At 60.2% G+C, this 24,752-nt stretch carries 12 protein-coding genes; 9 read left to right on the forward strand and 3 right to left on the reverse strand.

Going from position 1 to position 24,752, the window contains the following annotated elements:
- The first annotated feature begins 86 nt into the window (after nt 1-86).
- The 4 genes from denD (at nt 87) to WDZ78_RS15930 (ending at nt 4,866) form a co-directional block, all read left to right on the forward strand.
- Nucleotides 87-1,073, forward strand: a complete 987-nt coding sequence (gene denD / locus WDZ78_RS15915) for a D-erythronate dehydrogenase (RefSeq protein ID WP_425673552.1) — start codon at nt 87-89, stop codon at nt 1,071-1,073.
- Nucleotides 1,070-1,972: an NAD(P)-dependent oxidoreductase gene (locus tag WDZ78_RS15920; protein ID WP_425673553.1), complete on the forward strand. Its 903-nt coding sequence runs from the start codon at nt 1,070-1,072 to the stop codon at nt 1,970-1,972. The genes denD and WDZ78_RS15920 overlap by 4 nt, the downstream gene beginning before the upstream one ends.
- A gap of 9 nt (nt 1,973-1,981) precedes the next feature.
- Nucleotides 1,982-3,766, forward strand: coding sequence for an IlvD/Edd family dehydratase (locus WDZ78_RS15925; RefSeq protein ID WP_425673554.1), 1,785 nt, complete (start codon nt 1,982-1,984; stop codon nt 3,764-3,766).
- Between the two features lie 125 nt (nt 3,767-3,891).
- Nucleotides 3,892-4,866 (forward strand): threonine ammonia-lyase, encoded by a 975-nt coding sequence (locus WDZ78_RS15930; protein WP_425673555.1) that lies wholly within the window; start codon nt 3,892-3,894, stop codon nt 4,864-4,866.
- Between the two features lie 12 nt (nt 4,867-4,878).
- On the opposite strand, the gene WDZ78_RS15935 is transcribed toward WDZ78_RS15930, so the two are convergent.
- Nucleotides 4,879-5,982, reverse strand: coding sequence for an NAD(P)/FAD-dependent oxidoreductase (locus WDZ78_RS15935; protein WP_425673556.1), 1,104 nt, complete (start codon nt 5,980-5,982; stop codon nt 4,879-4,881).
- 448 nt (nt 5,983-6,430) lie between these two features.
- Nucleotides 6,431-7,609, reverse strand: coding sequence for a M20 aminoacylase family protein (locus WDZ78_RS15940; RefSeq protein WP_425673557.1), 1,179 nt, complete (start codon nt 7,607-7,609; stop codon nt 6,431-6,433).
- Nucleotides 7,610-8,185: 576 nt separating this feature from the next.
- On the opposite strand from WDZ78_RS15940, the gene WDZ78_RS15945 reads away from it, so the two are divergent.
- Both WDZ78_RS15945 and WDZ78_RS15950 read left to right on the forward strand, forming a co-directional pair.
- Nucleotides 8,186-16,681 (forward strand): GH36-type glycosyl hydrolase domain-containing protein, encoded by an 8,496-nt coding sequence (locus WDZ78_RS15945; protein WP_425673558.1) that lies wholly within the window; start codon nt 8,186-8,188, stop codon nt 16,679-16,681.
- A 386-nt stretch (nt 16,682-17,067) separates the two neighbouring features.
- Nucleotides 17,068-17,313 carry a hypothetical protein gene (locus WDZ78_RS15950; protein ID WP_425673559.1) on the forward strand — a complete coding sequence of 82 codons (246 nt, stop codon included), beginning with the start codon at nt 17,068-17,070 and terminating at the stop codon, nt 17,311-17,313.
- A gap of 95 nt (nt 17,314-17,408) precedes the next feature.
- Here the strand turns inward: WDZ78_RS15950 and WDZ78_RS15955 are convergent, their stop codons facing one another.
- Nucleotides 17,409-19,175 carry a glucan ABC transporter ATP-binding protein/ permease gene (locus tag WDZ78_RS15955; protein ID WP_425673560.1) on the reverse strand — a complete coding sequence of 589 codons (1,767 nt, stop codon included), beginning with the start codon at nt 19,173-19,175 and terminating at the stop codon, nt 17,409-17,411.
- A gap of 336 nt (nt 19,176-19,511) precedes the next feature.
- Between WDZ78_RS15955 and WDZ78_RS15960 the strand changes: the two genes are divergently transcribed.
- From WDZ78_RS15960 to WDZ78_RS15970, 3 genes are all read left to right on the forward strand, one after another.
- Nucleotides 19,512-20,249, forward strand: coding sequence for a helix-turn-helix transcriptional regulator (locus WDZ78_RS15960; protein WP_020010801.1), 738 nt, complete (start codon nt 19,512-19,514; stop codon nt 20,247-20,249).
- Nucleotides 20,250-20,355: 106 nt separating this feature from the next.
- Nucleotides 20,356-23,817 (forward strand): pyruvate carboxylase, encoded by a 3,462-nt coding sequence (gene pyc / locus WDZ78_RS15965; protein WP_020010802.1) that lies wholly within the window; start codon nt 20,356-20,358, stop codon nt 23,815-23,817.
- Between the two features lie 128 nt (nt 23,818-23,945).
- On the forward strand, nt 23,946-24,746 hold the full coding sequence (locus tag WDZ78_RS15970; protein ID WP_425673561.1) for a DeoR/GlpR family DNA-binding transcription regulator: 801 nt from the start codon (nt 23,946-23,948) through the stop codon (nt 24,744-24,746).
- The last annotated feature ends 6 nt before the right edge of the window (nt 24,747-24,752 follow it).

The following is a 24,752-nucleotide window of genomic DNA, read 5'->3' on the forward strand; positions in this document are numbered from 1 at the left end:
CAACCTTACAAGCTAATTTATCGGTCGACTGGCCGATGATGTTTTTTCGGTCTCGGGAGAATGACCGGGACAAAGAGGAGGAAGACATGCATATCGCAATCATCGGCGCCGCAGGTATGGTTGGCCGCAAGCTGACGCAGCGTCTCGTCAAGGACGGGTCGCTCGGCGGCAAGCCGATCGACAAGTTCACGCTTATCGACGTTTTCCAGCCTGAAGCGCCCGCCGGTTTTTCGGGTGTGGTCGATGCTCGCGCGGCGGATCTGTCTGCGCCGGGCGAAGCCGAAAAGCTGGTTGAAGCCCGCCCCGATGTCATCTTCCACCTTGCCGCGATTGTTTCCGGCGAAGCCGAACTCGATTTCGAAAAGGGCTACCGCATCAATCTCGATGGCACGCGTTATCTCTTCGACGCCATCCGCATTGCCAACGGCAAGGATGGTTACAAGCCGCGCGTGGTCTTCACCTCGTCGATCGCCGTCTTCGGTGCGCCGCTTCCCTATCCGATCCCGGATGAATTCCACACCACGCCGCTCACCAGCTACGGTACGCAGAAGGCGATCTGCGAACTGCTGCTTTCCGATTACAGCCGTCGCGGTTTCTTCGACGGTATCGGCATTCGCCTGCCGACCATCTGCATTCGTCCCGGCAAGCCGAACGCAGCTGCCTCCGGCTTCTTCTCCAATATCCTGCGCGAGCCGCTGGTCGGCCAGGAAGCGGTTCTGCCGGTGCCGGAAAGCATTCGCCACTGGCACGCCTCGCCGCGTTCCGCCGTCGGTTTCTTGATCCATGGCGCAACGATCGACGTCGAAAAGGTCGGTCCGCGCCGCAACCTGTCCATGCCCGGCCTCAGCGCCACAGTTGGCGAACAGATCGAAGCTCTGCGCAAGGTCGCAGGCGAAAAGGCTGTCGCCCTCATCCGCCGCGAGCCGAACGAGATGATCATGCGCATGTGCGAGGGCTGGGCTCCCGGTTTCGAGGCCAAGCGCGCTCGGGAGCTGGGCTTCACGGCTGAAAGCTCCTTTGAGGAAATCATTCAGGTTCATATCGAGGATGAGCTGGGAGGTTCACTGAAATGAGTATCAGTGGGGAGGAGAAAAAGCGGTCGGTCGCCTTTATCGGCACAGGCCTGATGGGCGGGCCGATGGCCCGGCGTCTTCTGGGCGCCGGCTTTTCGGTCACGGTCTGGAACCGCAGCGTTGATAAGGCCGAGGCTTTGGTTGCCGATGGTGCCGTTCTCGCGGCATCTCCGGCGGAAGCCGCCAAGGGCGCCGATATCGTCATCACCATGCTGAGCGATGGCAAGGCCGTTGGCGAAGTACTGTTCGAGGCCGGGGTGGCCGAAGCGCTGAAAAAGGGCGCTGTTGTCATCGACAGCAGCTCGATTGCGCCGCCGATCGCGCGCGAGCATTCCTCCCGGCTTGAGGCGCTCGGCATTCATCACGTTGATGCGCCGGTTTCCGGCGGTGTGCCGGGCGCGACGGCCGGTACGCTCGCCATCATGGCCGGCGGGGACGAGGCCCTGATCTCGGGTCTTGCGGATGTCTTTGCGCCGATGGGCCGGCTTACCTATGTCGGTCCCTCGGGCGCCGGCCAGCTTTGCAAGCTCGCCAACCAGCAGATCGTCGCCATCACGATCGGCGCGGTTGCCGAGGCGATGATGCTGGTGGAAGCGGGCGGAGCCTCCCGTGAAGGTTTCCGAAATGCCATACGCGGCGGTTTTGCCGAAAGCCGAATTCTGGAACTGCATGGCGAACGTATGGTGAAGCGAAACTTCGTGCCGGGCGGTCCGTCCAAATTCCAGCTCAAGGATCTGAATGGCGTGCTGGCAACGGCGAAGGATTTGTCCCTGACGCTGCCGCTCACCCAGCAGGTGACGCGGGAATTCGATGATTTCGTTAGCGATGGCGGGGCCGATATCGACCATAGCGGCATCCTGCTTTACCTCGAAAAACTCAACAACCGCGACAAGGGCTGAAGCGATCTCATGAGCGACGACAAGACATCCATGCGCCGCCTGCGATCCCAGGACTGGTTCGATAACCCTGACCATCTCGACATGACGGCGCTCTATCTGGAGCGCTTCATGAATTACGGCGTGACGCCGGAAGAACTGCGCTCCGGCAAGCCGGTCATCGGCATCGCTCAAAGCGGCAGTGACCTGACGCCCTGCAACCGCGTCCATGTGGAACTGGTCAAGCGGGTGCGCGACGGTATTCGCGATGCGGGCGGCGTTCCCATCGAGTTCCCGACGCATCCGATGTTCGAAAACTGCAAGCGTCCGACAGCGGCGCTTGACCGCAATCTCGCTTATCTCAGCCTCGTGGAAGTGCTTTACGGTTATCCGCTCGACGGCGTCGTTCTGACAACCGGTTGCGACAAGACCACACCTTCGGCGCTGATGGCAGCAAGCACGGTCGATATTCCGGCCATCGTGCTTTCCGGCGGGCCGATGCTCGACGGATATCATGACGGTGATCTGGTCGGTTCCGGCACCGTCATCTGGCGCATGCGCCGCAAATATGGTGCGGGCGAAATCACCCGGGAGGAGTTCCTGCAGGCGGCGCTGGAATCGGCCCCGTCGGTTGGTCACTGCAACACGATGGGTACGGCCTCCACCATGAATGCCATGGCGGAAGCGCTCGGCATGTCGCTGACCGGTTGCGGCGCGATCCCTGCCGCTTACCGCGAACGCGGTCAGATGGCCTATCGCACCGGCCGCCGCGCCGTCGAACTGGTTGTCGAGAATATCAAGCCCTCCGACATCATGACGCGCGAGGCGTTTTTGAACGCGATCCGCGTCAATTCGGCAATCGGCGGATCGACCAATGCCCAGCCGCATCTGGCGGCCATGGCCAAACACGCAGGCCTCGAGCTTCGCGAAGAGGACTGGCAGGTCCATGGTTACGACATTCCGCTGCTGGCCAACATCCAGCCGGCCGGCAAATGGCTGGGTGAGAAATATCACCGCGCCGGCGGCACGCCCGCCATCATGTGGGAGCTTCTGCAGGCGGGCAAGCTTGATGGAAACTGTCCGACCGTGACCGGCAAGACCATGGCGGAAAATCTGGACGGGCGGGAATCGACCGACCGCGACGTGATCCTGCCCTATGACAAGCCGCTCAAGGAACGGGCCGGTTTCCTTGTCCTCAAGGGCAATCTGTTCGATTTCGCCATCATGAAGACCAGTGTGATTTCGGCGGAATTCCGGCAGCGTTATCTGAGCGAGCCGGGCCGCGAGGGCATTTTCGAGGGCAAATGCGTGGTGTTCGATGGTTCGGAAGACTATCACGCCCGCATCAACGATCCCTCTCTTGATATCGATGAGCGCACCATTCTCGTCATTCGCGGGGCGGGGCCGCTCGGCTGGCCGGGTTCGGCCGAGGTCGTGAACATGCAGCCGCCGGACGCGCTGTTGAAAAAGGGCATCACCAGCCTGCCGACGATCGGCGATGGCCGGCAGTCGGGAACGGCTGACAGTCCGTCTATCCTCAACGCCTCGCCGGAAAGTGCGGCAGGCGGCGGGCTGGCATGGCTCCGCACCGGCGATGTGATCCGCATCGACTTCAACAAGGGCGAGTGCAATGCGCTGGTGCCGGATGAGGAGCTTGCGGCCCGCAAGGCTGACGGTATACCCGCTGTTCCCGCGGACGCGACGCCTTGGCAGCGCATTTATCGTCAGTCGGTAACCCAGCTTTCGGACGGCGCGGTTCTGGAAGGAGCCGCGGATTTCCGCCGGATCGCAGAGAAGATGCCCCGGCACAATCATTGATCGCACCTGATAAAAATCCCCGGCCATGTCCGGGGATTTTTCTTTTCCGGGCGGTTTCGCAATTCATCGCGACCTCCTAATGTACCCGCGAATCCGCGTTACATCCGCATTATCGGGGGCAGGGCATGACAGATATTTCGATGATAGAGGCCGCGCGCAAGCGTATCGGCAACCATGCGGTGCGGACGCCTTTGCTGTCGTCCCCTTTTCTGGACGACATCGCCGGACGAAAGCTGTTCGTAAAGGCCGAATGCCTGCAGAGGACGGGTTCCTTCAAGTTTCGCGGCGGCTGGTCGGCCGTCTCTGGCCTGCCGGCGCAGGTGCGCGCCAAGGGCGTGATCGCCTTTTCCTCCGGCAACCATGCGCAGGGCGTGGCCCTTGCCGCCCGCCTGCACGGCGTTCCGGCCATCATCATCATGCCGTCGGATGCGCCGAAGATCAAAATCGACAATACCCGCGCCTATGGCGCGGAGGTGGTGCTTTATGACCGGGCGAACGAAGATCGCGACGCCATCGGAGATCGCATTTCGGGCGAGCGTGGGCTGACGCTGATCAGGCCCTATGACGAACCGCTGGTCATTGCCGGGCAGGGGACGGTGGGGCTGGAGATTGCTGAACAGGGCGCGGAACTGGGTATCGATGCAGCCGAGGTTCTGGTGCCCTGCGGTGGCGGTGGCCTCACCTCCGGCATCTCCCTGGCACTCGCAGCGAAAGCACCGAACTACAAGGTCAGGACGTCGGAACCGGAGCGGTTCGACGATGTGGCGCGCTCCCTTGCCTCGGGCAAGATCGAGCGTAACGCCACGGCCTCGGGTTCGATCTGCGACGCGATCGTCACGCCGCAGCCCGGAAACATTACTTTCCCCATCATGGCCGGGCTTTGCGGGAAAGGCGTCGCCGTCACCGAGGAGGAAGCGCTGCGGGCCATGGTCCTCGCCTTCAACCGGCTGAAGATCGTCATCGAGCCCGGTGGTGCTGTGGCGCTGGCGGCGGCCCTCTTTCACGGCGATGAGCTGGAGAGCGAAACAGTGATTGCGGTGGCTTCCGGCGGCAATGTCGATCCTGACATCATGGCGGGCGCGCTGTCCCGTTTCGGTTGAGTAAGGTTGATATCAGACCTCGAGCCGTGCCGCGACCTCGTTGGCGATCGCCAGCGAGGCGGTCAAGCCGGGGCTTTCTATGCCGAAGAGATTGACGAGGCCGGCAACGCCGTGGCTTTCCGGCCCGTCAATGCGGAAATCCATGGCCGGTTCGTCCGGACCGGAAATCTTCGGCCGAATTCCGGAATAGGCCGGAATGAGCGCATGGTCGGGAAGGCCCGGCCAATAACGCCGTATCGCATCGCCAAAACCCTCCATACGGCGGGGATCAACGGCGTAATCGATGGTGTCCACCCATTCCACATCCGGCCCGAAACGGGCCTGGCCGGCAAGATCGAGAGTGAGATGCACGCCAAGGCCATGGGCGTGAGGTGCGGGATAGATCAGCCGTGAAAAAGGCGACTTGCCGACCAGCGAAAAATAGCTGCCTTTGGCAAATCGCGCCTGGGGGACCAAATCTTCCGACAATCCTTCGATCTTTTTCGCCACCATCGGCGCAACAAGTCCGGCGGAATTGACGAGCAGCCGGCATGTCAGGCTGGTGGGCTCCGCGCCGCCGACGTGAATCCGGAAACCATCGCGGATCACTTCCGCCTTTTCGAAGGGTGCGTTCAGGGCAAGGGCAGCGCCGTGATCCTGCGCGTCTCCAAGGAGCGCCAGCATATAACCATGGCTGTCGATGATACCGGTCGAGGGCGATATCAGGGCTGCGACGCAGGTGAGCGCGGGTTCGAGCGAGAGTGCCTGTCGCTCATCGATCAGTTCAAGGTCGTCGCAACCGTTGGCTTTGCCTTTTTCGCTGAGGGAGGCGAGCATGGCCGTCTCTTCATCGCTCGCGGCGACGATGAGTTTGCCGCAGCGGCGATATGAGACGCCGTGGCTTTGACAGAAAGCATAGAGCCGCACCTTACCTTCCACGCAAAGCCGGGCCTTGAGGCTTTCGGCCGGATAATAGAGCCCAGCGTGAATGACTTCGCTGTTGCGGGAGGAAGTGGCTGAGCCGAATTCCTTTTCGCTTTCGAGGATGATGACGGAGAGGCCGCGCATCGCCAGCTCGCGCGCTGTCGCCAGTCCGATCACCCCGGCTCCGATGATGATGGCGTCGATATCCGTCATGGTCTTTTCCGTGCCCGCCACTGGTTTTGAACGGAAATGCCCTCCAGCGCGTTGATCCCGGGCAATGGGTAGATTGATGCTTACCTGTGGGCAAGTCGCAATCCGTATTTTTCCCGATGCGCCAATCTTATGGAATTTTATCTCTACTGAAACAGTGGGGAATAAAGCTATTCTCTACGTGAAGTAAGCAATGCCCGCTTTGAAGGGCCGAGCAGGAAGGGAGTGCACAATGTCTTATTCCAAGGCAGGAAAAGTAAAAGACTTTGTCTCGCAGCCCCAGTCGCCGCGTAACTGGAAAGATTCGGTTCATGCGGCTCTTGTCGGCGTCTGCGTGGCGTTTGTCGCTGCCGTCATATTCGGTCTCGTTCCCTGATCCTCCCGATTTTCTCATCAGGGTATTTGAGAACAAAAGGCCGGTCGTTCCTCCGACCGGCCTTTTTCATGTCCTTCATGCCTTCAGGTAGTCCTCGGCCAGATCAACCCAGAAAGCGGTTCCGATCGGCAGGATGTCGTCGTTGAAGTCGAATTTCGGGTGGTGCAGCGGCGGGTCGTTGTCGGTGCGGGCGGTGCCGAGGAAGAAATAGCAGCCGGGCCGCTTCTCCAGCATATAGGCGAAGTCTTCCGCACCCATCGACGGGCGCTGCATCTCGGCCACCTTGTCAGGTCCTGCAAAACGGCGGGCGAGATCGGCGACATAGTCGGTTTCCGCCTTGTGGTTGACGGTGGCGTTATACCCGCGCTCGTAGTCGATGGTGACGCTTATGCCGTAGCTGGCCGCCTGGCCTTGCGCTATCGCCCGGATGCGCTTTTCCAGCTCGTCGCGCACGCCCGGATCGAAGGAGCGGATGGTCAGCAGCATTTCCGCCGTTTCGGGAATGACGTTGCTGGCAGCACCCGCATGGAACGCGCCAACGGTGACGACCGCCGACAATTGCGGATGGATATTGCGGGATACCACCGTCTGCAAGGCCATGATGATGCTCGCGCCGGCAACGATGGGGTCGGCGGCATCCTGCGGTTCGGCGCCGTGGCCGCCGTAACCGTTGACGGTGATCTTGCACTCATCGACAGCGGCAAGGATCGGCCCATCGCGCAGCACGAATTGCCCGAATGGCAGGCCGGGATCGTTATGCAGGGCAAAAACCGCGTCGCAGGGGAAGCGTTCGAACAGCCCGTCCTCGATCATGATTCGGGCGCCGCCGAAATTTTCTTCGGCCGGCTGGAAGATCAGATGCAGGGTCCCGTCGAAATTCCTGCGCTCAGCGATGATCTTTGCCGCGCCGAGCAGCATGGCGGTGTGGCCGTCATGGCCGCAGGCATGCATCACGCCCTGATTGGCGCTTGCATAATCCGCACCCGTCTCCTCATGGATCGGCAGGGCGTCGATATCGGCGCGGATGCCGAGCGTGCGCGTGCCGTCGCCATTGCTGAGCGTGGCGACGATGCCGGTTCCGGCCAGCCCCCGCGTGACCTTGTAACCCATTGCTACCAGCTGTTCGGCAATAAAATCCGACGTCTTGAACTCCGAAAGGCCTATTTCGGGATTGCGGTGCAGGTGGCGGCGAATGGCCACCACGTCCGGCATGTGGTTGGCAAAGGATGCGAGATTTGCTGTCTGTCTGGTCATTTTTAAAGTCCCGGGTTCGGCCGTTTTTTCCGGCGCCTTTTGCAAATGACATAGCAGCATATGCAGACAGGCGTAAGGGGCGTGGCCTGCCCGCAAATGCCCTGAAATTCAGCGCTTGCATCGTGCCGCGACAGGTGGCATGGAACTATTGACGTCCTGGGGCATTAGCTCCTTTCGGATGTAGCGCGGGCCCTCTTGGTCCGTGTTGCCCTTCAGGTTGTCAGCGGGGGATCATCGGACGTTGCGCGAACAATTTTCGCCGTCGGGGAGGATGCGAAATCCGGTCGGAACGGCATTGCCGGGCCGCAGGACGCGATTTTCTTCCCCCAATCGAAAATACCCTGTCCGCACCGATCGCCAGCCTCGCAAACATCCTGGAATCACGACGCTGCAGGATGCCATGTCTGCGGATATCCTGCGCTTGATGAGCCGTTCCGCACAGCGTTCGGTCCGGTTCACCGAAGGTTCAGGATAAGTCATAAATATAGCGTGGCCTGATTTTCGTGTGTGTTCCCGCCATGGACGAAATGCCGGTCAAGTCGAACAAGTTTCCCTAAAGTTCAGAATACGAGCCCGATGTCATTTCATATTACCCCGACCGCCGCCGCCCGTGATTCCGAGACGAAGCAGATCGATCACAACGATTCGATCCGAGCGTCCTATATGACGGTCGAGGAACTGCATGATGCGGGCGCCGCGCTTTCGCGCGACGGCGCCGACAGCCTTCCCGGCTTCATGGAGTTCGATTTCTTCGAGCGTCATCGCGAGAACGAGAAAGAAATTCTGCGGGTCTACCGCACAACGGCGGTCGACGCGGAAAATGGTGCGACGATAACGCCGGCGGCGGAATGGTTGCTCGACAATCACTACGTCATCGAAGAGGCGATCCAGGAAGTCCGTCGCGATTTTCCGCGCAAGTTCTATCGCCAGCTGCCGACGATGACGGTGGGCGGGGTGACTATCCCGCGGGTCATGGCGCTCGGCTGGCTGTATGTCGCCCACACCCACAGCACGGTTTCGCGCGAGAACATGACGGCGCTGGTGGATGGTTACCAGACCTCGAAGACGCTGCAGATCGGCGAATTGTGGGCGCTGCCGTCGATCATCCGTTTTGTCCTTATCGAAAATCTTCGCCGAATCTCCATCCGCGTGGAACGTTCGCGCCGCATGCGCCAGAAGGCGAACGAGGTCGTTGACGAGATCATTCGCCTGAACGATGCGGAAGCCTCCGCGGCCCTTTTGAAGCAGGTCGATACGCTGGTCGACGACCCGACTTTCGCAACGCAGTTCCTCTATCGCCTCCGTAACGGCTCACAGACATCGGGTTTCGCTGTCGCCTGGCTCGAGGAACGCCTGCATGCTGCCGGCACCGACGCCGAAAACGTCATGATGTCGGAACATAACCGTCTTGCATCCGGCAACGTGACGATGGGCAACATCGTCAAGAGCCTGCGCGAAATCGACGATACCGAATGGTCGGTGTGGTTCGAGGAAGTCAGCCATATCGACAAGGTTCTGCGCGAAGAGACCGATTACGAAACGCTCGATTTCGGTTCGCGAAACACCTACCGTAATACCATCGAACTTCTGGCGCGCCGTTCTCCCAAGACTGAAGTTGAGGTTGCGCGTGCCGCTGTCGAAATGGCGCGCGCCGATACGCCTGCGGAGGCGGACGAGACGCATCCCGTCAATGTCGGCTCCGTGCTCGTGGGCCAGCGTCGTTTCGAACTCGAAAGGGCGCTGGGTTACCGGCCTTTGGTGTCGCAGCATATCGTCCGGGCGATGCGCAAGTTCAACTGGCTTGCGATTGCGGCGCCGGTGTTTCTGATCACCGCGCTCGCCATGCTCGCCGTCGGCTGGTTTCTGGCGCAGGCGGGCATGCCGTGGTATGTGGTGACAGCCTTCCTGCTGATGTTCGCATTGCCGGCATCCGAAGGCGCGACTGGCCTGTTCAACACGCTCGTCACCTTTTTCGTGAAACCCTTCCGGCTGGTCGGATACGAGTTCAAGAACGGCATTCCGCAGGATGCCCGCACCTTGGTCGCCGTGCCCTGCATGTTGACCAGTCGCGACAGTGTCGATGAGATGATGCGCAATATCGAGGTGCATTATCTCGCCAATCCGCATGGCGAGATCTATTTCTCGCTGGTGAGCGACTGGCGCGATGCGCAGTATGAACAGTCCGACGATGACCTCGAGATTCTCGACTACGCCAAGCGCGAGCTTGCGGCGCTGAACAGCCGTTATGCCTTTGACGGCAAGACGCGCTTTTACCTTCTGCACCGTCGCCGCATCTACAATTCGGCCGAAGGCTGCTGGATGGGCTGGGAGCGCAAGCGCGGCAAGCTGCATGAGTTGAACATGCTGCTGCGCGGCGACAAGGATACGACGTTCCTCGGCGGCGCCAATGTCGTGCCGGAGGGCGTGAAATACGTCATGACGCTGGATGCCGATACGCGCCTGATGCGCGATGCGGTGACCAAGCTCGTCGGCAAGATGCACCACCCGATCAATCGTCCGGTGATCGACCCGGTGTCCGGACGGGTTGTCGAAGGTTACGGTCTGCTGCAGCCGCGCGTTACGCCCTCGCTCACCACCGGCAAGGACGCATCCGTTTTCCAGCGCGTCTTCTCGATCAACCGCGGTATCGACCCTTACGTCTTCACCGTTTCTGACGTTTATCAGGACTTGACCTCCGAAGGCACCTTCACCGGCAAGGGGCTTTACGATGTGGATGCCTTTGAGGCGGCGCTGAAGGGCCGGATCGAGGAAAACTCCATTCTCAGTCATGATCTGCTTGAAGGCTCCTTCGCGCGCTGCGCGCTGGTGACCGACGTGGAGCTGGTCGAGGATTTCCCGACCCGCTATGAGGTGGAAGTCTCGCGCCAGCATCGCTGGGCGCGTGGCGACTGGCAGCTTCTGCCCTTCATCCTTGATCGTGCCCGTGGCGTTACCGCCATCGGCCGCTGGAAGATGGTAGACAATCTGCGTCGCTCGCTGACGCCGATCGCCTGGTTCTTCGCCTCGATCCTCGGCTGGTATTTCATGGACCCCCTCGGTGCGCTGATCTGGCAGATCCTGCTGATCTTCTCGCTGTTCGTAGCCCCCACGCTTTCCCTGCTCTCCGGCCTCGTGCCGCGCTCCACCGATATCGTGCCGCAGGCGCATTTCCACACCATCTGGTCGGAAATCCGCGCGACTAACGCACAGGTGGCGCTGCGCATCGTCTTCATCGCCGATGCCGCCTGCATGATGACGGATGCGATTGCGCGCTCGCTTTACCGTCTGCTTGTCAGCCATAAGCTGATGCTGGAATGGCGTACCGCCGCCAGCATGCAGTCGAGCGCGCAGGGCAGCATCGTCGATTATTATCGACAGATGTGGCATGCGCCCGTGGTGGCGATGCTCGGCCTGCTGTTTGCGGCGCTGCCGGGCGACAACGCCTTCCTGATCGGCATTCCCTTCACGCTTCTATGGGTTCTGTCTCCCGCCGTTGCCTGGTATGTCAGCCAGTCGGCTGAAACCGAAGACCGGCTTTTCGTTTCGGAACACGTCTCCTTCGAGCTTCGCAAGATCGCGCGCCGCACATGGCGTTATTACGAAGCCTTCGTGACGCCGCAGGAAAACCACCTGCCGCCTGATAACTTCCAGGAAACGCCGGAGCCGATCGTCGCTTCGCGCACGTCGCCCACCAATATCGGCGTCTACCTGCTTTCTATCATTTCGGCGCGTCAGTTCGGCTGGATCAGCTTTGCCGATACTCTCGAGCGGATCGAAAACACGATCCAGACCGTCGAGAAGATGGAGAAGCATCGCGGCCATCTCTACAACTGGTACCATACGGACACGTTGCAGACGCTCGGCCCCCGCTATGTTTCGGCGGTGGACAGCGGTAACCTCGCTGGCCACCTGATTGCGGTCTCGTCGGCCTGCCGCCAGTGGGCGGAGGCGCCTTCCGCGCATCTTCAGGGCAATCTGGATGGTATCGGCGATCTCGCCGGCATCCTGCGCGAAACGCTGAAAGCGCTGCCCGACGACCGCAAGAACTTGCGTCCGCTGCATCGCCGCCTCGAAGAGCGTATCATCGGCTTCTCGAACGCTCTGGCGTCCGTCAAGCGCGAGCATGAATTCGCATCGATCCGCGTCATCAATCTCGCTGTGCTTGCGCGTGACATCCAGAAACTCGCGACCAATGTTGATCATGAAGTGAAGTCTGCGCAGAGCGCGGAAGTGACCCGTTGGGCGCAATTGCTGGTGGATTGCTGTGAAGCGCATATTTCCGACAGCGCCATCGATCTCACCAATATGGAACCGTTGCGCCAGCGTCTCGCATCGCTGCGAGACCGCAGCCGCAACCTCGCCTTCTCGATGGATTTCACGTTCCTTTACCGCAAGGATCGCCGTCTTCTGTCGATCGGCTACCGCGTCGAAAGCAAGGAGCTGGACGAGGCCTGCTATGACCTTCTGGCTTCCGAATGCCGCCTGACCAGCCTGTTTGCCATCGCCAAGGGTGATCTACCGACAGAGCACTGGTACCGTCTCGGCCGTCAGGTCGTGCCGATCGGCGCGCAGGGCGCGCTGGTCTCCTGGTCGGGTTCGATGTTCGAATATCTGATGCCGCCGCTCGTCATGCAGGAGCGTCAGGGTGGCATTCTCAACCAGACCAACAATCTGATCGTCAAGGAACAGATGAACCATGGCCGCCGCCTTGGCACGCCATGGGGCATTTCTGAAGCGGCGTTCAACGCCCGCGATCACAACATGAACTACCAGTACACCAACTTCGGCGTGCCGACGCTTGGCCTCAAGCGCGGCCTTGGCCAGAATGCGGTGATCGCGCCTTATGCGTCGATCCTCGCCAGCCAGTACGATCCGGATGGTGCGCTCGAAAACCTCGACAAGCTGCGCAAGCTTGGTGCGCTTGGCCAGTACGGTTTCCATGATGCGGTGGACTTCACACCGACGCGTGTGCCTGATGGCAAGGTCTGCGCGGTGGTCTACAACTATTATGCCCACCACCACGGCATGTCGATTGCGGCCGTCGCGAACGTCGCTTTTGATGGCGTGCTGCGCGAACTCTTCCATTCCGATCCGGTGATTGAAGCGGCCGAACTGCTGCTGCAGGAAAAGGCGCCGCGCGAAGTGCCGGTCATGAGTGCGAAATACGAGCCGGAAACGCCCGGCAAGGAACAGGCGGACCTATTGCGCGCGGAAGTGCGCTCCATTGCCGATCCCGCCGTGCGCGACCGTGAAGTGGTGTTCCTGTCGAACGGTCATTATTCGACGATGCTCACCTCCACGGGTGCAGGTTATTCCAAGTGGAACGGCCAGGCGATTTCCCGCTGGAAGGCCGATCCGACCGAGGACCGGTGGGGCACCTTCATCTTCCTGCGCGACACCACCAATGGACAATGGTGGAGTGCGACAGCCGAGCCGCGCGTCATCGAAGGCGAAAAGACCAAGACGGTCTTCACCGACGACAAAGCCGAGTTCCACAAGACCACCGGGGATTTGCAGAGCGTTGTCGAATGCATTGTCGCCACCGAGCACGATGCTGAAGGCCGCCGTGTCACCCTGCTCAATGTCGGTTCCGAGGATCGCTATATCGAAGTGACCTCCTATATGGAGCCGGTCATTGCGTCTGAAGATGACGACAACGCCCATCCGCTGTTCTCGCGCATGTTCGTGCAGACCGAGATCGGCCGCCGCGGCGACGTCATCCGCGCCTGGCGCAACCGCCGCAGCCCGAACGAGCCTGGCACCGTCATCGCGCATCTGGCTGCCGACAATGCCGGCCCGTCGCGCCCGACGGAATTCGAGACCGATCGCGCCAAGTTCATCGGCCGTGGCCGCTCGCTGCGTGAAGCGGCGGCTTTCGATGCCGGTGCGACGCTTTCCAGCACCGACGGCTTCACGCTCGATCCGATCCTGTCGCTGCGCCGTACCGTGCGCGTGCCGGCGGGCAAGAAGGTGAGCGTGATTTTCTGGACGATTGCCGCACCGAGCCGTGAGGAAGTCGACAAGGCGATTGACCGTTATCGTCATCCGGACGCGTTTGCCCATGAACTCGTGCATGCCTGGACACGCACGCAGGTGCAGATGCGCCATGTGGGCGTCACCTCGCAGCAGGCGGCGGCCTTCCAGCATCTTGGCCGTTATCTGACCTACCCGGACATGCATCTGCGTGCGGATTCGGAAACGCTGAAAACGGGCCTCGCCTCGCAGCGCGCACTGTGGCCGCTTGCGATTTCGGGCGATTTCCCGATCTTCAGTCTGCGCATCAATGACGATATGGATATGGATATCGCCCGCGAAGCGCTGAGCGCCCATGAATATCTGCGCTCACGCGGCGTGATCTTCGATCTCGTCATCGTCAACGAACGGGCTGCATCCTATGCGCAGGACATGCAGCATGCGCTGGATCATATTTCTGAGGCGCAGCGTCGCATTAACCCCGCCGATGGCGGTCGTCCGCACGTCTTCTCCGTGCGCCGCGACTTGATGGACGAAGAGACGTGGAGTGCGCTTCTCGCCGCTTCCCGCGTCGTGTTGCATGTGCGGAACGGCAAGATCGTCGACCAGATCAACCGTGCGGTATCGCTGTTTGCGGCCCATCGAGGCCCCGATGGCACGAGCGATGCTGCGCAGGCCCGTCTGCCGGTGCCTGTCTTCCCGGTTGCAGAACCGGTGGAGGATGCGGGTGATCTTGATTTATGGAACGGTTTCGGCGGCTTCGCCAGGAGCGGCCAGGAATATGTCGTGCGCCTCAATGGCGGCCAGTCGACGCCGCATCCGTGGATAAACGTTATCTCGAACGAGAGTTTCGGCTTCCATATTTCGGCCGAAGGCGCCGGTTTCAGCTGGAGCCGCAATTCGCGCGACTATCAGCTGACGCCCTGGAGCAACGATCCGGTCGTCAACCGGCCGGGCGAGGCCTTCTATGTCGCCGATGTGGAGACAGGAAAGCTCTATACGCCCTGCGCCGCGCTGTCGCGCGATCCGGAAGCCATGTTCGAAACCCGCCATGGCCTGGGTTACTCCGTGCTGACAGGCGTGGCAGATACACTTGAAGTCGAAGTGACGCAGACCGTCGATCGCGAAAAACCGGTCAAGTTCTCGCAGGTCATCGTTCGCAACAAGGGTTCAAAAAGCCGGCGCCTGAAGGTCTATGCCTATGTGGAGTGGGTGCTGGGCAACAATGCCCAGAAATCCGCGCCGTTCATTCTGAGCAGGCACGATGCCGGCAGTAATGCGATCTTCGCGTCGAACCCCTACAGCATCGACTATAGCGCCCGCACGGCGTTCCTGACGCTTGACAGCGAGGCGAGCGGCTTCACCACCAGCCGCCGGGAATTCATCGGCCGCTTCGGTTCGGCACAGGCCCCGCAAGGTATCGTATCCGGTGCCGCACTCAGCGGCAGCACAGAGGTCGATGGCGATCCCTGCGCGGCGCTGATGCAGGAAATCCATCTGAAGCCCGGCGAAGAACGGCATATGACCTTCATTCTCGGCGATGCCGACAATGCGGAAGAAGCCGAAACGCTGGTGAAGGACGTTCGACAAGCGGACTTCCAGACGGTGCTGGACGAGAGCAAGGCATTCTGGACTGGCTTTACCGGCCAATTGCAGGTTTCCACGCCCGATGCCGGCTTCAACCACATGGTCAACAACTGGCTGCCCTATCAGGCGCTGGCGTGCCGTATTCTGGCGCGCACGGCCTTTTACCAGTCGAGCGGCGCCTTTGGTTTCCGCGACCAGCTTCAGGATACGCTGGCCTTCCTGCTCTATCAGCCGGATCTCGCCCGCAAGCAGATCCTGCGCGCAGCCGGTCGCCAGTTCCCGGAAGGCGATGTGCAGCACTGGTGGTTGCCTCTGACGGGCGCCGGTGTTCGCACGACCATCTCGGATGACGTGGTCTGGCTCGCATATGCGATCAACCAATATGTCTCGGCCACGGGTGATGTCGCGATCCTCGATGAAAGCATCCCCTTCCTGAAGGGGGCGGCATTGATGCCCGGCCAGCATGATGCTTTCTTCCAGCCGGAGACCAGCGACAGATCCGCCACGCTTTACGAACATGCGGCGCTGGCGCTTGATCTCGCCATTCATCGCACCGGCGAAAATGGTCTGCCGCTGATCCTCGGCGGCGATTGGAACGACGGCATGAACCGCGTCGGTGTCGGCGGCAAGGGCACCAGCGTCTGGCTCGGCTGGTTCCTTTCCGGGGCGTTGCGCGATTTCATCGAGATTGCGGAAAAGCGTGGCGATACCGACCGCGTCGGCAAATGGGCGGCGCACCGGGAAAGGCTGCGCAATGCGCTGGAAACGGCCGGTTGGGATGGCAGCTATTACCGGCGCGGTTATTTCGATGACGGCACGCCGCTCGGTTCGGCCGAAAGCGAGGAATGCCGGATCGATTCTCTTGGCCAGAGCTGGAGTGTTCTCTCCGGCGAAGGCGAAGAGGGCAGGTCGCGGCAGGCCATGGACGCCGTCATGGAGCATCTGGTCGATGAGCAGACCGGCATTATCAGGCTGTTTACGCCGCCCTTCTCGCGTGCGCCGCATGATCCGGGCTACATCAAGGGATATCCGCCGGGCGTCCGTGAAAACGGCGGGCAATATACCCATGCCGCAACCTGGGTGGTTCTTGCCCTCGCCAAGCAGGGTAGGGCGCAGGAGGCATGGAAATGCTTCAAGCTGCTCAACCCGGTCAATCACGCGCTCGATGCGGCATCGTCAGAAACCTATCGGGTCGAACCCTATGTGGTGACCGCGGATGTTTACGGTGAAGGTGCTTATGCGGGCCGTGGCGGCTGGAGCTGGTATACGGGTTCGGCCGGCTGGCTCTACCGTGCCGCTGTCGAGGGCATTCTCGGCATCACGCGCACCGACGGCAAGCTGCATATTTCGCCGTCGCTGCCAGAGGACTGGAGCGGTTTCTCGGTCAAGATCACGCTCGACGGGAAGGCAAAGGACATCGTCGTCAGCCGCAAGGCTGGTGCGGCGGAAGTCTCCGTATCCGTCGATGGCAAGGCTTTGTCGGCAGGCGACAGGGTGATCCCCTTCGACTGAGACGATCAGGTCTCCGTTCGCTTTTAAATTCAGGCTCCTGTGGTGACGCAGGGGCCTGAATTTTTTTGTGGGCTAGCTTGGCTTGCGACTTTGCATATCGGCCGGATCATGGCCTGGAAGCCCGGTTTCCTTCGCAGCCATCGGCCGAAAGGTCCCGTGGCACCAAGACAGGTCGTGCAGGCGAAGGCCTTCACGGCGCAGTGCCTGGTTGTCCGGTCCGACCCGTCGTCAATCTTTTCAGGCAGCAGTTGCGAGTGATCAATTACTAAAAACAGGCAACGGCAGGAATCCGTCGTGTATGGTCGGTTTCAGGAATAGCACGCAGGAATCTTGATTGGTCTCCGCGTGTTTCGCGATATTCCCGGTCGATCGGAAAGGGAGTTACCTTGCAATTCACCACCTCTTTCACAGAATCTGCGCTGGCGGTGTTGTTCGCCATTCTTTCCCTGGCGTTGTCGTGTTGGTTGGCGCGCTACCCACGGAAGACGAGCGTCGGAATAATGCTTGGCGTGGTGCTCGGAGTTTTCCTGACTAATCTCGCAGCAGCTATGGTTGCCTTTCTGGGAAATGTCATCCCATTCAGGCAGATCGATTTTTGGCTGGCAGGTTCCTTGACCGAAATTCTCCGATAGGAGACCCGTGATCTGGCGCCGCCGTCGGGAAGCGGGCAAAGAAAAAGGGCGGACAACATGCTGTCCGCCCCGTCTTCATTCTGTCAGCCAAACACTCAGGAAGCTATGGCCTTTGGCCGGGGTTGCTGGCCTTCATCTTCCGTCAGCAGGCCGCTGGTGCGCAGCAGCGAGGTGAAGCGTCCGCCGCGCTGGCTCAGCTCATCGAAAGTACCCTTTTCGATGATCCGGCCCTGATCGAGGAAGAGGACGAGATCGGCATCGCGAACCGTGGAAAGGCGGTGGGCGATGATGAAGGTCGTACGGTTCTTTCTCAGCGCGTCGACAGCGGCCTTCACGCGGGCTTCCGTTTCCACGTCCAGCGCACTGGTCGCTTCGTCCAGAACCAGAATGGGAGCGTTCTTCAGGATGGCGCGCGCAATGGCGATGCGCTGGCGCTCACCGCCGGACAGGCGGTTGCCGCGTTCACCGACCTGGGTCAGATAGCCATTGATGCGGCTGTCGATGAAATCCGTTGCCGCCGCTGCCGCCGCTGCTTCCATCACTTCCGCATCGGTTGCCGATTCACGGCCGAGGCGGATGTTTTCGCGGATGGAGCGGTTCAGCAGCCCGGCGTCCTGAAATACTGTGGCGATGGAATTGCGGAGCGAATTTTTCGTCACCGTCGAAATATCGGTGCCATCGATCAGGATCTGGCCGGAATCGGGATCGTAGACGCGCTGCAGAAGGTTGATGAGCGTTGTCTTGCCGGCGCCCGTCGGACCGACGATCGCAACGGTCTCGCCGGCCTTCGCCGTGAACGAGACGTCATGAACGCCCTGCTTGGTGTTGGCGAAACCGAAATTGATGTGGCGGAATTCCACGGTGCCGGAGACATTCGACAATTCGCGGGCGTCGCCCGGCTCTTCCCGTTCCTTGACGGAATCCTCCAGAACGAAGAAATCCTCGAGCTTGGCGCGGGCTTCGAAAATTTGCGTCACGAATTGCCGCATCTGATCCAGACGGCCAATCAGGAGATTGGCAAAACCGATGAAGGCGATGACGTCGCCGACGCGCAATTCGCCGTTCTTGACCAGAACGGTACCGATGACGAGGATGATCATCATCGAAACAGTGGAGGCCGTGCGGTTCAGAGCACTCGCGAAAGCCCACCAGTCAAGCACCGGATATTGTGCGCTCAAGAGCTTTTCGGTGAAGGATTTCAGCGCCTTCGTTTCAGCCTCGATGCGGTTGTAGCTGTGCAGCACCGACACGTTGCTGATGGAATCGCTGACATGGGCAAAAACGCTGTGATAGTGCTCCTCTACCGAAGCCTGGCCATCCTTGGTGCGGCCCATCACCCACTTGCCGATGAACCAGTAGACGATGCCGAGGCCAATCAGAACGAAACTGAGGCGCAGGTCCATGGACATGGCGGTCGGCACAAGCAGCACCAGTGCGACGAAGGTAGCCAGATGCGTGCGCATGAATTCGAGCCACAGGCCAAACAGCGTTTCGCTGGCGCGCAGGAGCGTGTGCAGGGCGTTCGACGTGCCGCGCTGATGGTGCCAGGAGAGCGGCATGGAGATGATGCGCCCGAAGGCTTCCGTCAGCAGCGAAGCGCGCCGGCCATGGGCCAGCCGGTCGGCCTCGCGGGCGACCGCGACATAAGCGACGGTGTTGAAGACGCCAAAACCCGCCCACAGAATGAGAATGGGCGTGACATTGGTGCCGGAAGAGATGGCGTCAATGATCCGGCCGAACAGTACGGGTTCGGCGATGGTGATCGCTGCAAGAATGACGTTGGCAATGACGACAACCGTCACGCGCCATTTATGAACGGTCAGATAGCGCAGAGCGCGTGTGTAAACCTGAAACAAGGTCAAATTTTCAATCCAGTCCGGGCGTCTTTTCAAGCGGTTTATTGTTCGGCCTCAACGCCATGCTACTTTAGCAAGGTTGCATGAGACGGCGAATTTTGTGTAATTATCGCTCTTTCTGTCTGAATGGCGGCTTAACAGATTGCCCGCCCGTGCGAACCGAAAAACAAACCCGATGTTTCCCGGGGCCTGCCGTCACAAGATTTCGCATCTTCGTTTCAGGGATTGCTAACGACGATATGTTCAATCTCAACCGACCGGCGCCCGAGTAACATGACGTCATCGCGGGACCATGTCCTTCGTGTCATTCCCTTCAAGCCAAGCTCCGGACCCCGTGTCTTTATGCATGATATTCTTCACTTCATCTCAGCGTGTTACCAGGCGGGAAGCGCCGACCGCGTTCGTTCCGAATTTGCTACGCTCATTCGCGAATACGGTTTCGAATATTTTCTCGTCAGCAGGCGAATGACCGGGGAGATCGCCTCCAGTGGACACATTCTCGCGCAGCATCTGCCCGAAGGCTGGCTGGAGGTCTACAGGGCCAAGAAATACAATCTCGTCGATCCCGTCCGCAAGGTGATCGGCATGGTGCACAAGCCGTTTCAATGGAAGGAAGCGCTTGAGGGCCTGCCGCGTGCGATGCATCGCAAAAGGGCGAGCGTCTTTTTTCACGATGCCGGACGTTACGGTCTCAAGGGCGGTTATGCCTTTCCCGTGCACGGTCGCGCCGGATTCATCGGTGCGGTCTTCATTGGTGGCCAGGATCGGCAATTGCCCTCCCTGCAGGTGGAGCTGCTTGATGCCGCCACGCGTGCCGTGTTCTGGCGCCTGCTCGATCTTTCCGGGCAGGCTCAGGGCTTCAGCAATGCCCCTGACGTTTCCGCTCTCGAGCTTACGAGGCGCGAAATGGAGGTGCTGACGCTGATGGCAGACGGCATGACGTCAACGGAAATCGGACGTCAGCTATCGATCTCCAACCACACGGTTGACTGGTATATCAACGGGATCCAGCGCCGTTTCAGCGCCAAGAACCGGCAGCACACCGTAGCGCTTGCTTTTCGTCATGGATTGCTGAGCTAGCGCAAACAGGACAGTTCTCGCCGGAATTGCCCTTTCCAAGACCGGGTTTTGCTGCTTAATTCCGCAGTGCAGCAGAAATTTTGTTTTGGCGTGTGGGGAGACCGTCTTGAAGATATCGAAAATACTTGTTGCCAACCGTTCCGAAATTGCGATCCGCGTTTTCCGGGCAGCGAATGAGCTTGGGATTAAAACCGTTGCGATTTGGGCGGAAGAGGACAAGCTGTCTTTGCACCGCTTCAAGGCGGACGAATCCTATCAGGTTGGCCGAGGGCCGCATCTCGCCAAGGACATGGGGCCGATCGAGAGCTATCTTTCGATCGAGGAGGTTATCCGCGTGGCCAAGCTCTCCGGAGCAGACGCGATCCATCCCGGTTACGGTCTCCTGTCTGAAAGTCCCGAATTCGTGGAGGCCTGCAACAAGGCCGGCATCACCTTCATCGGACCGACGGCGGATACGATGCGCCAGCTCGGCAACAAGGTCGCCGCCCGCAATCTGGCGATCTCGGTTGATGTCCCCGTTGTTCCCGCCACCAATCCACTGCCTGACGATATAGCGGAAGTGGAGCGCATGGCCGAAGAAATCGGCTATCCCGTGATGCTCAAGGCCTCCTGGGGAGGCGGGGGTCGCGGCATGCGCGCCATCCGCAAGAAGGAGGACCTCGCCCGCGAGGTGACGGAAGCCAAGCGCGAGGCGAAAGCCGCCTTCGGCAAGGACGAAGTCTATCTCGAAAAGCTGGTCGAGCGTGCGCGTCACGTCGAAAGCCAGATTCTCGGTGATACGCATGGCAATGTCGTGCATCTGTTCGAACGTGATTGTTCGATCCAGCGGCGCAATCAAAAAGTCGTCGAGCGTGCGCCTGCGCCCTATCTGTCTGAAGCGCAGCGCCAGGAACTGGCCGCCTATTCCCTGAAGATCGCCGCCGCGACCAATTATATCGGCGCCGGCACGGTTGAATATCTGATGGATGCCGATACCGGCAAATTTTACTTCATCGAGGTCAATCCGCGTATTCAGGTGGAGCATACCGTCACCGAAGTCGTGACCGGTATCGATATCGTCAAGGCGCAGATTCATATTCTCGAAGGCGCTGCCATCGGGACGGCGGAATCCGGCGTTCCGCGCCAGGAGGACATCCGCCTCAATGGCCACGCGCTGCAGTGCCGCATCACGACCGAAGACCCGGAACATAATTTCATTCCGGACTATGGCCGTATCACCGCCTACCGCTCCGCTTCGGGCTTCGGCATTCGCTTGGACGGCGGCACTTCCTATACCGGCGCCGTCATCACCCGCTATTACGATCCACTGCTTGTGAAGGTGACGGCCTGGGCGCCGCGACCGGATGAGGCGATCAACCGCATGGATCGCGCGTTGCGCGAATTCCGTATCCGCGGCGTTGCCACCAACCTCACTTTCCTCGAAGCCATCATCGGTCACGACAGTTTCCGCAACAATACCTATACGACCCGCTTCATTGATTCGACGCCGGAGCTCTTCGCACAGGTCAAGCGTCAGGACCGCGCCACCAAGCTCCTGACCTATCTCGCCGACGTGACCGTTAACGGCCACCCGGAAACCAAGGGTCGTGCCAAGCCTTCCGAAAAGGCGGCAAAGCCCATCGTGCCTTACATCGATGCGCCGACGCCTGATGGCACAAAGCAGCTGCTGGACAAGCTTGGCCCCAAGGGCTTTGCGGACTGGATGCGCAATGAAAAGCGCGTGCTGGTCACCGATACGACCATGCGCGACGGACACCAGTCGCTTCTCGCTACTCGCGTTCGCACCCATGACATCGCCCATGTCGCAAGTGTTTACGCCAAGGCGCTGCCGCAGCTTCTATCGCTGGAATGCTGGGGTGGTGCGACGTTCGACGTTTCCATGCGCTTCCTCACCGAAGATCCGTGGGAGCGTCTGGCTCTTATCCGCGAAGGCGCGCCGAACTTGCTGCTGCAGATGCTGCTGCGTGGCGCAAACGGCGTCGGATACAAGAATTACCCTGATAATGTCGTGAAATATTTCGTCCGTCAGGCAGCAAAGGGCGGGGTTGATCTTTTCCGCGTCTTCGACTGCCTGAACTGGGTGGAGAATATGCGCGTCTCGATGGATGCGATTGCCGAGGAGAACAAGCTCTGCGAGGCGACCATCTGCTATACGGGCGATATTCTGAATTCGGCGCGTCCGAAATACGACCTGAAATATTACACCAATCTTGCAAAGGAACTGGAGCAGGCCGGCGCGCATATCATTGCCGTCAAGGACATGGCGGGCCTCCTGAAGCCGGCTGCCGCCAAGGTTCTCTTCAAGGCGCTGCGCGAAGAAACGGGTCTGCCCATCCATTTTCACACCCACGATACCTCGGGCATTTCCGCCGCGACGGTTCTTGCAGCCGTTGATGCCGGCGTCGACGCCGTGGATGCTGCGATGGATGCTTTTTCCGGCAATACGTCGCAGCCTTGCCTCGGCTCGATCGTGGAGGCGCTGGCCGGGTCTGAACGCGATACGGGTCTCGATACCGAATGGATTCGCCGCATTTCCTTCTATTGGGAGGCCGTGCGTAACCAGTATGCGGCTTTCGAAAGTGATCTCAAGGGGCCGGCTTCGGAAGTCTATCTGCACGAGATGCCGGGCGGCCAGTTCACCAATCTCAAGGAACAGGCGCGGTCGCTGGGTCTGGAGAGCCGCTGGCACGAGGTGGCGCAGGCCTATGCCGACGCCAACCGCATGTTTGGTGATATCGTCAAGGTAACGCCGTCCTCCAAGGTCGTCGGTGACATGGCGCTGATGATGGTCAGTCAGGATCTGACGGTGGCTGACGTCGAAAACCCCGATCGTGAAGTGTCTTTCCCGGAATCGGTTGTTTCGATGCTGAAGGGCGATCTCGGACAGTCGCCAGGCGGCTGGCCGGCAGCCCTGCAGAAAAAGGCGCTGAAGGGTGAAGCACCCTATACGGTTCGTCCGGGTTCGCTGTTGGCGGATGCCGATCTCGATGCGGAGCGGAAGGTGATCGAGACCAAGCTGGAGCGCAAGGTCGACGACTTCGAATTTGCATCCTATCTGATGTATCCGAAGGTGTTCACCGATTTTGCGCTCACCGCCGAGACATACGGCCCCGTTTCCGTGTTGCCCACCCATGCCTATTTCTACGGCATGGAGGATGGCGAGGAGCTGTTTGCCGATATCGAGCGCGGCAAGACGCTTGTCATCGTCAATCAGGCCTCGTCCGGCATCGATGACAAGGGCATGGTGACGGTGTTCTTCGAGATCAACGGCCAGCCGCGCCGCATCAAGGTGCCGGATCGCGCCCATGGCGCTTCAGGCTCCGCCGTGCGCCGCAAGGCCGAACCGGGCAATGCTGTCCATATCGGCGCACCGATGCCGGGGGTGATCAGCCGGGTCTTCGTCAATCAGGGTCAGGAGGTCAAGGCCGGTGACGTGCTGCTCTCCATTGAAGCCATGAAGATGGAAACCGCGCTTCACGCCGAACGCGACGGCAAGATCGCGGAAGTTCTGGTGCGCCCTGGCGACCAGATCGACGCGAAGGATCTGCTGATCGCTTACGCCGAATAAAAGCCGTTCGAATCTCTCATTACACAGTCAGACGCCCGCCTTTTTGGCGGGCGTTTTTTATTGCGCTTCGATTGAAACTCGAATATGCATGTTCATGCACGTTTATTCCTGTTTATGCATGAGTCTCCATGAGTGATCATTTCGTCAGCGAGCGGCAGGCGCTTATCCTCGCGCAGCTACGGCAAAGCGGCCGTGTGCTGGCGCAGGATCTTGCGCAGAATTTCGGCGTTTCCGAAGACACGGTGCGTCGCGACCTGCGTGAGATGGCGGCCCGCGGGGAATGCCTGCGGGTTTATGGCGGGGCTCTGCTTTCCGACAGCAAGACGGTGCCGCTGAAGACGCGCATTGCCGAGGATGCGGACCGCAAGGCCATGCTGGCGCGCGCCGCTGTCCCGCTGCTTGAACCGGGCATGGTCGTCTTCATCGATGCCGGCTCCACCAATCTCGCTATCGCGCGCGCTATCCCTGCCGGTCTCAACCTGACAGTGGTGACGAATACGCCGGCCATTGCCGCCGAACTGACGGGGCGGGCCGATATCGATCTGGTGCTGATCGGTGGCAAGGTCGATCCGGCCGTTGGTGCTGCGATCGACGCCATGGCGCTTCGGCAGCTCGAACTGATGCGGCCCGATCTTTGCGTTCTCGGTGTCTGCGGTGTTGCGGCCGAGGCGGGTCTGTCAGCGGATGTCTTCGAAGATGCGGTGTTCAAACGGCTTGCCTGCAGCGCCAGCCAGCGGATCGTCGCAGCGATTACCACGGAAAAGCTCGGCCATAGGGCTGCTTTTCACGTGCATGATTTTTCCCCGCCTCTTTCCCTCTTGCTGGAACAGGATGCCGACCGCGCATTGGTCGAGGCGCTGTCGGCAAAGGGCGTACAGGTTCATTGCGGCGACGATGACGCCGCTCAATTTTCTCATGGTCAAGTCTGAAGGATA

Source organism: Agrobacterium sp. M50-1, from assembly GCF_049843495.1.
Classification (GTDB): Bacteria; Pseudomonadota; Alphaproteobacteria; order Rhizobiales; family Rhizobiaceae; genus Agrobacterium; species Agrobacterium radiobacter.

What these genes read in the sequence shown, in the direction of transcription:
- denD (WP_425673552.1), top strand. Translation starts at nt 87, where the DNA reads ATGCATATCGCAATCATCGGCGCCGCAGGTATGGTTGGCCGCAAGCTG.
- WDZ78_RS15920 (WP_425673553.1), top strand. Translation starts at nt 1,070, where the DNA reads ATGAGTATCAGTGGGGAGGAGAAAAAGCGGTCGGTCGCCTTTATCGGC.
- WDZ78_RS15925 (WP_425673554.1), top strand. Translation starts at nt 1,982, where the DNA reads ATGAGCGACGACAAGACATCCATGCGCCGCCTGCGATCCCAGGACTGG.
- WDZ78_RS15930 (WP_425673555.1), top strand. Translation starts at nt 3,892, where the DNA reads ATGACAGATATTTCGATGATAGAGGCCGCGCGCAAGCGTATCGGCAAC.
- WDZ78_RS15935 (WP_425673556.1), bottom strand. Translation starts at nt 5,982, where the DNA reads ATGACGGATATCGACGCCATCATCATCGGAGCCGGGGTGATCGGACTG.
- WDZ78_RS15940 (WP_425673557.1), bottom strand. Translation starts at nt 7,609, where the DNA reads ATGACCAGACAGACAGCAAATCTCGCATCCTTTGCCAACCACATGCCG.
- WDZ78_RS15945 (WP_425673558.1), top strand. Translation starts at nt 8,186, where the DNA reads ATGTCATTTCATATTACCCCGACCGCCGCCGCCCGTGATTCCGAGACG.
- WDZ78_RS15960 (WP_020010801.1), top strand. Translation starts at nt 19,512, where the DNA reads ATGCATGATATTCTTCACTTCATCTCAGCGTGTTACCAGGCGGGAAGC.
- WDZ78_RS15970 (WP_425673561.1), top strand. Translation starts at nt 23,946, where the DNA reads ATGAGTGATCATTTCGTCAGCGAGCGGCAGGCGCTTATCCTCGCGCAG.